17 protein-coding genes are annotated in these 14,470 nt (G+C 49.9%); 8 read left to right on the forward strand and 9 right to left on the reverse strand.

What is annotated here, in order from left to right; all coding sequences use genetic code 11:
• Positions 1-13: 13 nt before the first annotated feature.
• Positions 14-1,558 carry an extracellular solute-binding protein gene (locus PKO02S_RS19545; RefSeq protein ID WP_127585526.1) on the reverse strand — a complete coding sequence of 515 codons (1,545 nt, stop codon included), beginning with the start codon at positions 1,556-1,558 and terminating at the stop codon, positions 14-16.
• 228 nt (positions 1,559-1,786) lie between these two features.
• On the opposite strand from PKO02S_RS19545, the gene PKO02S_RS19550 reads away from it, so the two are divergent.
• The 4 genes from PKO02S_RS19550 (at position 1,787) to PKO02S_RS19565 (ending at position 6,091) form a co-directional block, all read left to right on the forward strand.
• Positions 1,787-4,039: a helix-turn-helix domain-containing protein gene (locus PKO02S_RS19550; RefSeq protein ID WP_127585527.1), complete on the forward strand. Its 2,253-nt coding sequence runs from the start codon at positions 1,787-1,789 to the stop codon at positions 4,037-4,039.
• An 84-nt stretch (positions 4,040-4,123) separates the two neighbouring features.
• Complete coding sequence (locus tag PKO02S_RS19555; RefSeq protein ID WP_127585528.1) at positions 4,124-5,419, forward strand: sensor histidine kinase; 1,296 nt, start codon at positions 4,124-4,126, stop codon at positions 5,417-5,419.
• Entirely contained in the window at positions 5,382-5,966 is a 585-nt protein-coding gene (locus PKO02S_RS19560) for a response regulator transcription factor (RefSeq protein ID WP_127585529.1), read from the forward strand. The genes PKO02S_RS19555 and PKO02S_RS19560 overlap by 38 nt, the downstream gene beginning before the upstream one ends.
• Entirely contained in the window at positions 5,861-6,091 is a 231-nt protein-coding gene (locus PKO02S_RS19565; RefSeq protein ID WP_127585530.1) for a winged helix-turn-helix domain-containing protein, read from the forward strand. Before PKO02S_RS19560 ends, PKO02S_RS19565 begins: the two co-directional genes overlap by 106 nt.
• 41 nt (positions 6,092-6,132) lie before the next feature.
• On the opposite strand, the gene PKO02S_RS19570 is transcribed toward PKO02S_RS19565, so the two are convergent.
• The 5 genes from PKO02S_RS19570 to PKO02S_RS33915 all read right to left on the reverse strand — a co-directional run bounded on the left by PKO02S_RS19570 (position 6,133) and on the right by PKO02S_RS33915 (position 8,184).
• The gene (locus PKO02S_RS19570; RefSeq protein WP_127585531.1) at positions 6,133-6,534 is read right to left on the reverse strand and encodes a type II toxin-antitoxin system death-on-curing family toxin; all 402 of its coding nucleotides are present in this window, start codon (positions 6,532-6,534) and stop codon (positions 6,133-6,135) included.
• Positions 6,531-6,782, reverse strand: coding sequence for an AbrB/MazE/SpoVT family DNA-binding domain-containing protein (locus tag PKO02S_RS32475; RefSeq protein ID WP_164821558.1), 252 nt, complete (start codon positions 6,780-6,782; stop codon positions 6,531-6,533). The genes PKO02S_RS19570 and PKO02S_RS32475 overlap by 4 nt, the downstream gene beginning before the upstream one ends.
• 406 nt (positions 6,783-7,188) lie before the next feature.
• Entirely contained in the window at positions 7,189-7,419 is a 231-nt protein-coding gene (locus tag PKO02S_RS19580) for a DUF3977 family protein (protein WP_307720031.1), read from the reverse strand.
• Positions 7,340-7,801: a hypothetical protein gene (locus PKO02S_RS19585; protein ID WP_127585533.1), complete on the reverse strand. Its 462-nt coding sequence runs from the start codon at positions 7,799-7,801 to the stop codon at positions 7,340-7,342. The genes PKO02S_RS19580 and PKO02S_RS19585 overlap by 80 nt, the downstream gene beginning before the upstream one ends.
• Positions 7,801-8,184 carry an RNA polymerase sigma factor gene (locus tag PKO02S_RS33915; RefSeq protein ID WP_127585534.1) on the reverse strand — a complete coding sequence of 128 codons (384 nt, stop codon included), beginning with the start codon at positions 8,182-8,184 and terminating at the stop codon, positions 7,801-7,803. Before PKO02S_RS33915 ends, PKO02S_RS19585 begins: the two co-directional genes overlap by 1 nt.
• Before the next feature lie 398 nt (positions 8,185-8,582).
• Here PKO02S_RS33915 and PKO02S_RS19595 point away from each other — a divergent pair, with 398 nt between their 5' ends.
• From PKO02S_RS19595 to PKO02S_RS19610, 4 genes are all read left to right on the forward strand, one after another.
• Positions 8,583-9,881 carry an IS110 family RNA-guided transposase gene (locus PKO02S_RS19595; protein WP_127585535.1) on the forward strand — a complete coding sequence of 433 codons (1,299 nt, stop codon included), beginning with the start codon at positions 8,583-8,585 and terminating at the stop codon, positions 9,879-9,881.
• Positions 9,882-10,358: 477 nt separating this feature from the next.
• Positions 10,359-10,622 carry a winged helix-turn-helix domain-containing protein gene (locus PKO02S_RS33920; RefSeq protein WP_127585536.1) on the forward strand — a complete coding sequence of 88 codons (264 nt, stop codon included), beginning with the start codon at positions 10,359-10,361 and terminating at the stop codon, positions 10,620-10,622.
• Between the two features lie 264 nt (positions 10,623-10,886).
• A complete protein-coding gene (locus tag PKO02S_RS19605; RefSeq protein ID WP_127585537.1) occupies positions 10,887-11,531 on the forward strand; it encodes a hypothetical protein in 645 nt (214 codons plus the stop codon).
• Between the two features lie 18 nt (positions 11,532-11,549).
• On the forward strand, positions 11,550-12,116 hold the full coding sequence (locus tag PKO02S_RS19610) for a hypothetical protein (protein ID WP_127585538.1): 567 nt from the start codon (positions 11,550-11,552) through the stop codon (positions 12,114-12,116).
• A gap of 690 nt (positions 12,117-12,806) precedes the next feature.
• On the opposite strand, the gene PKO02S_RS19615 is transcribed toward PKO02S_RS19610, so the two are convergent.
• From PKO02S_RS19615 to PKO02S_RS19625, 3 genes are all read right to left on the reverse strand, one after another.
• Entirely contained in the window at positions 12,807-13,034 is a 228-nt protein-coding gene (locus PKO02S_RS19615) for a DUF5348 domain-containing protein (protein ID WP_127585539.1), read from the reverse strand.
• On the reverse strand, positions 13,031-13,750 hold the full coding sequence (locus PKO02S_RS19620; RefSeq protein ID WP_246067141.1) for an ExeA family protein: 720 nt from the start codon (positions 13,748-13,750) through the stop codon (positions 13,031-13,033). The genes PKO02S_RS19615 and PKO02S_RS19620 overlap by 4 nt, the downstream gene beginning before the upstream one ends.
• A gap of 72 nt (positions 13,751-13,822) precedes the next feature.
• The gene (locus PKO02S_RS19625) at positions 13,823-14,380 is read right to left on the reverse strand and encodes a Mu transposase C-terminal domain-containing protein (RefSeq protein ID WP_164821560.1); all 558 of its coding nucleotides are present in this window, start codon (positions 14,378-14,380) and stop codon (positions 13,823-13,825) included.
• Between the last annotated feature and the right edge of the window lie 90 nt (positions 14,381-14,470).

A 14,470-nucleotide genomic window follows, 5' to 3' on the forward strand; every position in this document is an offset into this window, starting at 1 on the left:
CTGTTCCGCTCGATTACCTTTTGCTCTCGCGTTCCCAGCCCGCCTTGTAAATGTCGAGCACCTTCTGCAAGCCCAGCTTCTGGATTTCCGCCACATAGGCGTCCCAATCGGTCAAGGGGCGATCGCCGAGGATGAATTTGGACAAATTCGCGTCCACTTCTTTGAGAATTTGCTGATAAGTCGTCGCGATCACTTCCTGCTCCGCATCCGTGAAAGCTGGCGGCAGGACGATTTTCGGATACGCGTATTTCAATGCCTCGTTGTAATCGCCGCGGAAGTTCTCCGCAACCAGAGAGAGCGAAGAATCCGGATCATGCCGGCCATAGGAGCCGAAGGTCATCGTCCCGAAGGTCGTCCGATTTTCCAGTTGATTCGCACCGTTCATTTTCTTCTTGCCGCTTACGTTCTGATAGCTCTGCCCTTCGATGCCCCAGCTTACGAGCTCCATCCCTGCATCCGAGTACATGTAATCGATCAGGTGCAGCGTCGCGTCGAGATTTTTCGTCTTCGAGAAGACGGTGAACCCGCCCAGCATGTAGTTGCCGTTCGGCAGCAGCGCTTTGCCGCCCGGTCCGGCCGGCGGAGCCATCAGGGCAAGCGGCTTGCCGCCGCCCGGAATCGCTTGGGAGAGCGACTCGATGCGGCCCACGTAATCGATCGTCATCAATCCTTTGCCCGTCGTCATCATTTCTTGCCACTGCTGCACCGTGCTGGACAGGAAGTCCGTGTTGACCAGCTTCTCTTTGTAAAATTTGTTGTAGTACTCGATCATTTTCTTATACCCGTCGCTGATCGGGCCGAATTTGATAGCGCCGGCCTCGTCCTTGTAGACGTCGGTATGCGTATTGAACGCCGTAGCCAGCGTTTTGATCTTGTTAATGCCGTCGCGCGTGGTGAGCGGGTAGCTGTCCGGGTAAGCTTGCTTGAGCTTTTTCAAGACGTCGTAGAGCTCATCCCATGTTTTCGGCGGGGTCAGGTTGTTCTTCTTGAACAAATCCTCCCGGTACATCCAGGCCATCTGGTTCGTATAACCCGCCCCGTCATGTACAATGAAATAAGTTTCACCCGTAGCGCTCGTTCCCCTGGTTTTCATAGCGGGGTTTTTCTCCCAAAACTTTTTCAAGTTCGGCATCTTGTCCAGATGCTTGTTGAAATCCAGAAGCGCGCCTTGCTGCCCGTACTTGATGGCGCCGGCCTCCCCGTCAATGTAGACGATATCCGGCAGGTCGCCGGAAGCCATCGCAACCGCAAGCGCATCCGGATATTTGCCGGCAGGAATCGTCATCTTCAAGCTGACGTTGGTGGCGTCCTTGATCCATTTCAGAACCGGCAGCGCCTCATCCTTCAGGTTGGCATCCTTCGTCAGCATCGTTACCGTAGCCGGATTATCGAGCTTCACCTTGGGAGCGGCAGCTGTTGACGGAAGCGGCGAGCCAGCCGTCGGCGACGATTGTACCCCGCTCGCTCCTTCGTTGCTGCATGCGGCCAGAAGGGATAGTCCGGAGAGTAAGGCAACCGCTTTCACAAACCTCTTTGATCTTTGCTTCGATGTTCTCATCCTGGGAACCCCGCCTTTGAGTTTAGTAGTGAATGGCTCTAGACAAACGCTTCGAATGGTTCCTATAATGTCGATATGGCTTCAGGAACCGGCCTCCTGCTGCCAACATTACAGAGCGGCACCTCGCTGGGAAAGCCATATTTCCTGCGAATTTCACTAAAATTCGCCCGATCTGAAAAAGTAGCCGAAATCCTAAAGTTTAGCGTTTGACAAAGGGGAGTGGGATAGATGAGCCAATTAGCCAAATGGAAAGCCCTGCTCGGGTCTACATCGTTATTCGCACGATTATTGACCGGCTTTATGGCTGTCATTGTGCTCCTGACCACTTTTTTCCTCATTGCCTTCTATTCTATGAACCGTTCCTATTACGACGAATTGATCGGGTATCATGAAGAAAGCTTGAACTACACCGTGGAGAAGTACGAGCAAAGCTTCACGGCCATCCAGCAAATCCTGACCAACCTTTATCTCAATCAGCAGGTGCAGCGGCTGTATTCGGAGGCGGAAGCCGGCGACGAGGATCGCATCTCCCGGCTTCACCTTCCCTCTATCAGCTCCTATTTGGCTGAGCAAGTCATTACGAACGGCGATTTATTTATAGAGGACATCGTTCTCTATCTGAACAACTTCCCCTTGACCGTCGGAAGAACGGGCAGCACCTCGGCGGAGCTTTTATTTTCCAAATATTTGCGCGCTCAGGGTGCGGACCACAGCTTCTGGCAAAAGCAGTTCGGCGAGTCTTACTATTTCAAGCTTCTCCCCACCACCACCATAGCTCCAAATGCGGTGACCGGGCAACCTCGTTTGGCCGCGATCGTCAAAAATAAATTGGCGCCGAACATGTATTTCATCGCGTCTATCCATTCCGGACAGCTGCTGAACAATACGTATGTGTCGAACCAGAGCAGCGTCTTCTCGATTTACAACGGAGAAACCCCTATCTTCTCCTCGGCAGGCGAGGTCCCTCCTCTCGTTCAAACGGTCGGCGCCGGAGAGAAAGGCTATGTGTTTCAGAAAAAAGCCGACCAATACGTGTTCTATCAAAGAGGCAGTAAAACCGGACTTACTTACACCGCCACGGTCCCGCAATGGGATGTCGAGGCCAAAGCCACTCAGCTGTATGTCGTCTTTTTTACCATCGTAAGCATTGCTCTGTTGATCAGTGTACTCGTCTCGATCTTGATCACCGTTTCGCTCAACAATCCTTTCAAACGGCTGATGAACGGACTGCTGCGCAACCCGGAGGAGCCTCAAGCAATCTATACGAATATCAAGGAGCTTAATGTTATTCATGACCGCCTGCAGCTGCTCTCTACCAAAAGCAAATCCATGATGAGCATCTACACGTTCTCCAACCGTCTGCGCAAAATAAAATCCGCCGGCTCCTTCGACCGGAACCTGGAGCTGCTGGACCGGCCGTATCTGCTCGTCCTGTTGTACTTGCACTATAAGGAGCCGATAGACAAGGAGCCGACCGACAAGGAGAAAATTTCGTATTATATCCGGGAGCTGGTGGAGCTGAAGTGGTCCCATGTAGACCTGCCGACCGTGACGATCCAGACCGAGTCCAACATCGTGATTTCCCTGGTTTACACCGACAGCTTGGAAACGATCCGGCCGAGTCTCGACGCGATCTGCTCCGTCCTGGAGCAAGACACTTCCTATTATACGGTGACTCTTGGGGTGAGCTCGGCCGGCTTGCAAACCGCCGATCCTGCCGTCAGCTACGAAGAGGCGCACGCCATGACGCGTCAACGCCGGCTGGCGGACGGTCCCCAGGTGTTCACGTCGCTTGGCCCTGAGCCGAAGCATACCCAAATTTCGCCTCAGCTCGAGCATCAATACCTCCAGCAGTTGACCGCCGGCAATCATCAGGAGACATTGGCTTTGGTGAGGCGCATGGTGGGGCAGCTGCAGGACGGACAAGCGTACGATTGCCACTATCGGCAGCTCGGTGCGGATCTGGTGCTGCGCACGAAGCAGGTGCTGCGCTCGCTCAACATCGAGGAAGGGACGCTCCCGGAGAAGGAGGCCCGGCTCCCCGGCCTGTTCACTTACGAGCTCTTCCTCGACGGCATCGAGAGCTATGTCGTTACCGCCTTACAGCTTGTGCAGGCTAGGCGAAGTGGCGTCGACCCGACCGTCGAATTCATCGTGCACTATATTCGCGAGCATTACATGGAGGACATCTCGCTGGATCTGATGGCGGATAAGGTGAAGATCTCTCCTACTTATCTATCGAGCTATTTTAAAGAGAAAATGGGATTGAATTTCAAGGAGTATCTGAACGATATTCGGATGGAGCATGCGAAGCGGCTGCTGCTGGAGTCGAATTTGAAGGTGCAGGACGTTGCCGAGCAGGTCGGCTATCGCAGCTTGACCCCGTTCACCCGTATGTTCAAGCTTGCGACCGGGATGTCGCCGAATGAGTATCGCAAGCAGCTGCCGTTGCCGGAAAGGGAGGATAATCGTAGCACATGAGAAAAGTAGCTGCTTGTGCTTGTTTGCTGCTGATGCTGCTGGCTTGCGGTTGCTGGATGACGCTCTCCGCCGAGGCGGGTGGCGTTGCTGGTCCCCTACATCATCGTTTTGCTGCTTCCCGTTTTTTTCTATGTGATGTTCGTCTACATACGCGCCGCCTTGCGCCGAAGAATGGGATCGCGCTTCAACACAGTCGGTTTCCTAGGTTTCTTCGTCACCGTAATTTATGAGATCCTTTATTATACCGGTTTCGTCCCGGTCGGCGGGCTTGTCTCGTTCGGGCTGCTGTTCTTCCTGTTGACCCAGCTGTTGAACTTATCGCTGATGTTCACGAGGGCGGTCACCCAGTCGGAACGATTGTCAGTTGAGCTAAATTTCGTGATTGAGTCGCAGGAAGAGACGATCCGGCAGCGAACGGCCTCCCTGCAGGCGCTGAATTTGCAGCTGGAGCAAGGCAATCAGGAGCTACTCCGCCTCGAAACGATGCGCAGCGCGATGCTTGCGGAAGTGCATCATGATTTGTCCACTCCGATTACGGCCATAAAAGGATTTGCTAAAGCGATCAAAACGGGGGTCCTGTCGGAGAAGGAGGCGCCTGTTTATGCGGGCCGCATCTATGAGCGCAGTCTGATGCTGGAGAAGCTTATCGACAATGTCGTGGAGTTGAGCCAATTGAAGACGGGCGATGTTCGGCTGGAGCTAGTGGAAGTGCCGCTTCTGCCGTTCGTGCGCCAATTATGCGCGCGGTACGCCGCCGAGACGAGTGCGGAGGAGGTTACTTTGATCGAGGAGGAACGGCATGTCTCGCTAGTTGCGTTGCCGCCCGGCGAGGAGCTGCTCGTCCGATTGGACCTGTTCCGGTTCGAGCGGGTATTCGCCAACTTAATCGCTAATGCGGTGAAATATTCCTCCCGTGAAGGAATGATCCGGGTGTGGGTCGAGTTCCGTCAGGCGTCCGTCGCAGATAGCCGTGAAGCGGAAATCGGTGAGGCGGATAGCGCTGAAGCGATTGGCGATGCAGCGGATCGTAGCGATGCGATTAGCAGTGGTGCGATTGGCGGTGGTGCGAGTCGCGGTGAAGCGATCCTGCATGTATCCGATACCGGCATTGGGATTCCGGAATCCGAGCTCACTCGTATTTTCGAGTGGCGGTACCAAAGCCCCGGCGTTCGTCAGGCGGGCAAGGGAAGCGGACTCGGGCTGGCGATTTGCTTGGAAATCGTGCACCTGCATCAAGGGGAGATAAGTGTGAGCAGCAAGCCGGGGGAAGGCAGCGACTTCTTTATCGTGCTCCCCGCTAGAATCGGAACCTCCCCTTTCAGCTCATTAGAAGGAGGAGACTATGGAAACCAACCTATTGCTGATAGAAGACGATCCTGATATTTCCGAGCTGGTCGCCCTTTATTTGCGGAAGGAAGGGTATCGCATAGATGCGGCGAGCTCGGCGGAGCAAGCACTTAGCCTGTTCCAGCGTTCCGCCTACGACATGCTGATCTCGGACATTATGCTGCCCGGTATGGATGGAATGGCGTTCGTGCAGCACATTCGCAACCGGTCGAACATCCCGATCCTTTTCCTTACGATTACGAGCAAAAAAGACCCGCAAGATGTGATTGCCGGCCTCAACATCGGCGGCGACGATTATGTGACGAAGCCGTTCGAGCCGGAGGTGCTCGTGGCGCGCGTGCAGGCAGGTTTGCGGCGTTATCGCTCGGCGCGTCCGAAGACGGCGGAAGTGAATGGCGCCGATGTATGGAAGGACGGACGGCTGACGATCCACAAGAAGCGGCTCGAGGTGCTGATCGACGGCGAGCCGGTGGCTTGTCGGCCAAGGAGCTGCATCTGCTGCTCTATCTGGCGGAGCATCCGAAGCGGGTATTTAGCGTCGGACAGCTGTACGAGCGAATCTGGAGGTTGGACGGGATGAGCGACGAGCGCACGGTCATGGTCCACATCCACCATCTCCGCCGGAAAATCGAGCCGGATCCGGCCAACCCGAGCTACATCTTGACGATCCGCGGGTTCGGCTATAAGTTCGGCATGGAGCCTTAGACAGCGGGGGCTGACACCCATTTTGCTCCCCAAATGAGTATTCAATCATTCTCACTCATTTGATGTGAATGTTCTTCAATAATCATAATCACTTGCTCTAAGCTATATTTGCCGACTACAATATCTACGATAAAATCCTCGATTTCTTTTTGCCCCATTTCAAACATGTATCCATTAAGTGCAAGAAATGTTGTCATGGCCAGCAATGAGGTACGTTTGTTTGCATTTTGGAAGCAATGATTTTTTGCTAATGATTCCAGGAGTGCTCCTGCTTTTTTAAACGGATCATCATAGAGCTCTTTTCCGAATGCAGTCATTTTAGGACGATTTACTGCGGAATCCAGCAAGCCAATATCCTTAACACCTATCATTTCTTTCCCACCATGTTCTTCAATGAGCATCGTGTTAAAGAAAATAATCTCCTCTACGGTCAGATAGATCATCGGTCTTGTAATCCTTTTAGCGCTTCTGAATACTTACCCATGAGCTTGTGTGCCATATTGAGAACTTCTGGTCGCAAGCCTTCCGGCAGAGCTTTCTTTACTGGAGATAGAACGATATTCCCGTTTTCATCAAGTTCTACATTAAATATATCGTCTTTCTTAAATTGTTGTTTTTCAATGATCTCACTTGGAATTGTAATTCCCAAGCTGTTTCCAACCCTTATTATTTTGCGCGTTTTATTGTTCATCTTTGATTCCTCCTGTACTAACGTAAGTACATTATAACACATCTTCATGAGATAATAATGAGCATTTCTTTTGACACTTTGAACCCAATAACTATGGGAGTGACGAAATCGATGGGGATATACATTTGCCTCGACATCGCCCCGATATGCAAGCCGCTTTAGTGCCCACCGGAGCGTTGGAATTTCCATTCGTTTAATTGGATTAGTATCTGTGACAAATAAAGCTTTACAAGAATCCAAACGATTAGCCAAATACTTCTTCAACCAAACTTTACACTCGGTCGTGAAGTAAAAGGTTGATATACTGATAGATTCCACAATCGTTACCCGCTAGGTTAACACCGCGACAAATTACTAGTTATTCCGAAAATAAGCTTAAACGCGTTCCGCGATCTTTTCATTTTTTTTATTGGCTTCTTTGGAGTCCCATATAAGGACGTTCTTTCCTAAATACTTTTGGCTTAACTATACCCTCTTGCTTAGATTCAGACCCATCATCGAGCTCGGTTTCCGTTCGGATTATCCAGGTATTTCCTAGCAAATACAGTCCTGTCACCTCACCACCCCAGCTTCTCATAGGGAATTTCGCTATCTCGGCGAACGTCACGGCAATGCAGCATACGGGTTTCATCATCATACCCGTAGATCACCCCCCATTCGGGTATGAACAAATCCCAGCTTAATGCGTGAATACCCGCATCCGAACTCGTTTGGATCATCTCTAGTGCAATTTCGAGTTCCTCTGGTGTCGGTGCGATATGACTCTGCCTGCCCGTGGTCCTTACCGTAAACCCTAAATTCATCAAGGCTTCCGCATGCCGCAGTTGCCAATCAAAAAAAGAGTAGCTGCCTACTTCTACCTCTTCGCGATCGATAATAATTCGGAATGCATGAGCGGTAAAACCCATGATATCCGTATGGAACAGTTCTTTTTTGTCCGTATATTGCACCATGCTGTAAATACTTTCGGTGTCGGTATTGCAGTTCCATGTGAAATCATTTCTTGGACTTCCAGCCACTATTCATCGTCCTTCCATCCGACCCGAACACAAGGCTGAGCCGGAAGCTTACGCTTCGGTTTGCCAAGTGTCATTCGTTTTTCGATATAAACACTAACGTGAACACGGAGCCTTTCATGCAATACTTTCTGGCGGGAGCGAGAAATACTGTTGTAGATGCTGGCTATTGAGGTATTGAGTAGCGCTGCGATGTCTTGGAGCGGCAGTTGATCCAGAAAAAAACGTTCGAACACTTCCTTCTCCCGACGCGTCAAGCAATGCAGCAGGCATCGGATGACATCGATCAGCTCCTTTCGCAACGAAGCGATACTTGGGTCACTCGACCGTTGCGCGGACTCAAGCGCCTTAGGCCAAGGTGGAATAGGACATTGTCGATGTCCCAATGTTCATCCTTCGAATCCGCGGATAGCACTGGCGTTGCTTGAATCGCATACGAAGGTGGTGTTCCCTGTTGGAGGGATCAACACGACAAAAATCGAAAATCCTTCATTGTCTTGTTACCATATTTTTCTTGATGTATGCTATACTTGGAATTGCGATTTTGATCCTGATCTATTTGTTTGTCGGAATATCTAAAAGGGAGAAGGAGGAGGTCGTCGAGTATCGGGACTACCCAGACACTCTGGCGTTTGATAATTCCGAGAGAATTGCTATTTTCGAACAATGATTAGGAGCCATTCCTGTAATGAAGTAATTTGAGCTTTGAAGAAAAAGAGCGCCTTTAGTACACTGGGAAAGTTCCGGCAAGAACAAAACCCATATACGAAAAGAGGCACTCAACATGAAGCATAAGCTAAAACAGAAACAGAATCAACGAATAACAAGAATGACCGAAACGACGCTTGTGGTAGGCGCGGATATAGCGAAGAAGGTCCACGTAGCTCGAGCTGTAGATTTCCGCGGGATTGAACTCGGGAAAGACTGTGTGTTCCATAACGATCAGGCAGGCCTTACGAAGCTAGCAACGTGGATGAAGGAGCTTGGACAGGCGCATGGGAAATCGGACATCGTGTTTGGCATCGAGCCTACCGGACACTATTGGTTTCCGCTAGCCGCATTTCTGCAAGAACAAGGCATTCAGGTCGTCGTCGTCAATCCGCATCATGTCAACAAGACAAAAGAGCTGGAAGACAATTCGCAAACGAAGAGCGACTATAAGGACGCCAAAGTCATTGCAGATCTCATTCGAAATGGGAAGTACTCCGAGCCGAAGCTGCCGACGAAGGAATACGCAGAACTGCGCATCCTGATGAACCTTCGGGAGAAGGTAGCAGCCAGCCTGACGCAAGTAAAGGGTCGGATCGGCAATTGGTTCGACCGGTTCTTTCCGGAGTACGGCGTTGTCTTTAAAGACTGGGATGGTAAGGCATCGCTTATGACGATGCGAGCGTTCCCGCTGCCGGCGGACATTACCGCCAAGGGAGCCAGAGACGTTCTGGCCCACTGGAAGACGGAGGTGAAGCGCGGCGTAGGTATCAAACGAGCAGAACAGCTGTATGCCGCCGCTACGTCCTCCATCGGGCTGACCGAGGGAGTGATCGCCGCACGCATAGAGCTCAGCACGTTGCTAGCGCAGTTTGACTTATTTAGCGAACAAGTAGAAGCCATCATGAAGCAGGTGATGGGAATCCTGGAGAACATTCCGGGAGCGGCAGAAATGCTGTCGGTGCCGGGAATTGGAGCGATTACGGTAGCCGGGTTCTTGGCAGAAGTCGGGGACTTAAACAACTACGATCATGGTCAGCAAATCATTCGACTGGCCGGGCTGAACCTCAAAGAGAATAGCTCCGGCAAGCGGAAGGGCAAGACAGGGATGAGCAAGCGAGGACGGTCACGCCTACGAGCGCTGCTGTTCCGCGCGGTGATGCCTCTGGTGGCCAAGAACGAAGCGTTCCAAGCGCTCCACAAGCACTACACCACACGAAGCCAGAATCCGCTCAAGAAGAAACAGTCGCTCATCGCACTGTGCGGAAAACTCATTTGTGTCTTGTACACGCTGGGGACGAAACAACGAGTTTACAATGCGATCGACGTCTTGGGCCCCGCTCGGCAACACCAGCTACAGCTAGAGGCTGCATAAATTCAAGAAGCATTCGCCTGTAAAACGACTTATTCACATGTGTATAACCGAGACAACGGAAGCACCGGAGAAGCCGACGGATCAATATCCATAAGGGCAATGACCCCGTTTAGGAGCAAGAGTCGGCCTCCACCCCTTGAGAGGTAGAACGAAGGAATGTAAGGGCATAGACCCGGTGTGACATGGGAGGGTAAACCCCAAGGGAAGATATGGAGATCCACTGTGCGAATCAACCAGTAATCCACAGCTTTGGAAACGAACCATTCCTAAGCTCTGTTCCTGCCTACGTCCTTACAGAAAATCGCAGTGCGGCTACCAGCCCCACCTGAAACCTCTTAAGCTGTCAAAGTTGAAATCGTGAGAATAAGCGAGAAAACGGGCGAAAACATTACTTTTTAGTGGGAGGAGATAATAATAGCTAACGTAAAAGTATTCTTAGCACACAGGCTTTATGTTGATATTAAACGTTGTTGTCTAATGAGGGATGATACCTGCATTCCACTTTCAATGACACAATTTGTGATACTAAGAACGCTCATAGACTCATTTGGAAGTCCAGTAACTAGCAGAGATATAATACAATCAGTATGGACATACGATGAAACAATATCAGATAGTAATTTATACGTATACATCAATAGATTACGCAAAAAAATAGAAGAAAACCCATCAAGACCAAAATATCTTATTACTATTCGGGGCTTAGGATATCTCTTAAATACAATTGTTGCTAATAATTGATAATGCCCACCGGTTGACCGGGTATGTAGTCTTGTGAGAAGCATTTTCGAACACGGTATTCTCCTGCTTGCGTTCTTACCTAATTTGATGCCTTATTCGTAAATTCCCCGAGTGGTCAGTCATGGCATTTGTAAAGCGATCCATCAACATTTTTCGCTATCTATCGAGTGAAACTATCAATGTTAACAAGTTGAAAGGTATTCGACACGACATATACATTAATATAGAATTTGTAATAAATATACAAAGTAGGAGGCGTTTAAATTGAATCACCGTTTTAGAAATGTTTTAGCCGGATCATTATCCGCAGAAAACCGAAGAAAAACAATAATACCAATAGCTTCATTGGTGGTATTAACTTTATTCGGAACTTCAATTAGTAACGCTGACTATGGAACAGCTCACATCAAAATTGGAAGTAATACTAATGGGCCTGGGTTTCAGTATTGGCTGGATTCCTCAGTATCAGCAAATGGCTACACGGACACTGTCGCAAATGCTGCTACAAATTGGAGCGCCGTTTCAAACTCAACTGCAAACCTTTGGCAAATCACAGATGCTTCTCTTGCTCAAATCAAAGTTTACGTTGGATCCTTAGGCAGTGGAGTTTTTGGAGAAACAAGTTATTGGAATCGGTCTGGTAGTAGCCTGACAAATGTAGCTGTCAGCTCTATTACCAGTGGTACAAATTATGACGTTGCAAGAATTGTACTAGATGCCACAAACATGTCAGGGTGGACTTGGGAAGAAAGATGTATGAATACAGGACATGAAATTGGACACGCTCTTGGCCTGAGTCACTTTGAAACTTATCCGGCCCATTCCGGAGACCATTGGATGAAGAGTGGACAATTTAGTTTATCTTCCCCAACTTCAACTGATGCAGATCATTTAGCATATAAATGGTAGTTATAAGGAGACGAAAAGATGAAAAAAAGTATCGTTATTAGCTCAGTTCTTGCCTTAAGTATTATTGGCACAGGATATTATTTCGCAGACCAAAGAATAGTTAAGGAAGAAATTGGTGCTTTATATAACCATGCGGTTTATGAAGATGCTGATCAACTTGCAAAGGACGTTTCTCTAATCATTGAAGCGACGCCAACATCCATCAATAAAGAAACAGTAAAAACCGGAGATTATACCGATTCATATACAGTGACGGAAGTTAAGGTGAATAAAGTTTTTAAAAATACAACAGGAAAAGAACAAAACCCCAAAACAGTCCCAGTAATTGAAAGATTTTTCACTGTTGATAATGGACTAGTACCGGGCAAAACCAAAATTCTCGCAGATGAATATAGTCCTCTATTGTCTGGGCAAAAATATGTACTCTTCTTAAATTGGTCAGAGGAAAACCAAGCTTATTGGATTCATGCATTGAATCAAGGAAAAATCAATATTGATGGTAGTGATTTAGGTGAAAAAAGCTTAGCTGAACAGGATGATAGATTTATGAAACTAAAGGATTCTGCTTTAAAGAAATTTAAGTAGCGCTACCGCTAACGTTAGATTGTCTTCGTAATCTGCTCCTTATAAAATAGAGGTTATCTAATGACCTTCTATTGAAACAGTTTATTTGAGTAGGTAATCATCCTAGGGCCCACCACGAAAGAATCATAAATCCCGCTAGAGGAACGTATTGTGGGAAATATTTATTCCACTATCCTGCCCATATGCAACACAGGCCGCCGGTTACCGCCTGCAGCCTGTTGTACATTGAAGTATTGGTCGCAATAGGTAAGCATTTGATTTTATCTCCAGCTTTCCCCCTGCTTCACACCGGACGCGCCAGTTTCCCAGCATCCGACGTTCCATCTAAATGAAGGTACTAAATCATAAGTTCCACGTTACCCCTAGAAAAAAAGTCATCAGCTTTTGAAACCTGCCCGATAATGTAAGGGTCGACGCCACTCAATACTATAATTTCTCATCCGCAAAACCCACCGATAGACCAGCTTACCCTACAACGCCCGAGTACGACAATTCAGCCCAGTAGAGTAGAGAACTGAAACTTCATTGGATGGCGCAAGCCCTCCTTTTACTGTTCCAGTTCCCCCTTCTGTTACAGCTAATCCAAAGTGTCCAGAAAATGATCGCGTTAGCTGTCCAAGGTCTGATTGTAATCATGTCCATAGATACGATGTGCGGGAAAGCCAAGATGAATTGGCTTTCCCGTATCTGTTAAACGAATCGAATCTGGTAAATGTCGTTGTTTCTCAAGTTAAATCGGGCTTCTCGCAAGATTACGTACCAATGACGGTCAAGCTCGATCCGACACGGGATGCCGTGATCCCCAATGCGAATTTCGAAGCACTCCCCGCAATAAAGGGAATACGCTTTCTCCTCGAACTGGACAAACCAACTATTCACTTCCTGATCGTACGCCATCCGGTTCCAAGGCTCGATCATGACCATTCACCCTGAATCACGTGCTTCACCATATGATCGTCGATAATGCGGCGCTTGATCTGGGCGCCGTAGATGAGGCAGTGGGTACACAACTTGTTGATGAGTCTGGCCGATCCGCCCGAGAAACGGTAAACTTCATTCACCGCCTCATCGGAGAATATCTCATGATTGGTGCCGGCATACGCGAACTGACGCTTCAGATACTCACCGACTTGGGAGCGGTCGAAGTAAGGCAGCTTGCCCTGCAGGTCGATCCGCTGGCGAATCTCGGCGTAGGATTGAAGCCGCAGCTTGTCCCAAAGCTCGCTTTGCCCGACGAGAATCAGGGCCATGGGGCTCTGCGCATCCATCTTGAAATTGAGCAGGAAGCGCACTTCCTCCAGCATCTCCCGATCGAGCAGTTGGGCTTCATCAACGACGACAACCGGGTCCAGTCGGTGAATCCCGCGCATGAGCTCCACTTCGCGATGCAACTGACGCTTCGCATCGCCTCGGTAAAACCTCGACTCGCATCCGAGTTGTTCGAGCAACCCTTTGTAGAAGTGGCGCGGCGTCAGCTTGGAGTCCGACAGGTACAGCAGCTTATACTTCGCGACATCCAGCATGGCGGCGAACCGGCGGACTGTCGTCGTCTTGCCCGTCCCGCAGTCGCCGGTGATGACGGCGAATAATTGGCGCTCAGCCGCGTACTGTAGACGGTCCAGCAGCTCTTCCATCGCACTCGCCGGATAAGCTCGGTCACGGGAATGTCTCGCGCGAATGGCGTACGGGTCATGTCGTAGAAAGGTTCAAACATCCTGGCCAGCCTCCTTCCTCAGCATGCGATAGGAGACGGCCGGCGTCTGGATTTGTGTGCGCTCGTCATGCTTCCGCTCGGCACCGCGCAACAGGCGGGATTCCGCTGCCGGCTGCTTCTGCAGATGCTCCGGAAGGGCTGGCCGCTTGCCTGACCGTTCTTCGATGACGAGCTCCCGTGCTTTCCACGGCGTGCATCCCTCGTATTCGATCGTCACTTCCGTGAGATCTGCCGGGTCATAGACGACTTGTACCGATTGTCCGATGAACAGCAGCCCGACTTCGTACTTCTTGCCGTGGAAGCTAATGCAGCCGGCCTTGTCCACCTTCCGCTGTTCCGCGTGAAGGAAGCTATCTGCAAGGTGCTGGGGATCTACGAACTGCAGCGCTGCCGGGTCGCTTCGAAACGCCGCTTCGGGTGTCTGCTTGTTCGCGAGCGCGGCATGCGGCTTATTCTGGTAACATTCGGTGAGACACACGTGGAACCAGTCGTTAAGCTCGGGGAGCGTCTTGACGTTCTCCAGGGCCACCTCGTCCAGGAAGCTCTGCACGGCGCCATTTAGGCGCTCTACTTTATGAATAGAGAATTATCGAAAGTCGGGCAAAAAATGAGCTCCTTAACAAACAGGAGCTGACTTTGG

This window comes from Paenibacillus koleovorans NBRC 103111, from assembly GCF_004000845.1.
In the GTDB taxonomy this organism is placed as follows: Bacteria; Bacillota; Bacilli; order Paenibacillales; family NBRC-103111; genus Paenibacillus_AA; species Paenibacillus_AA koleovorans.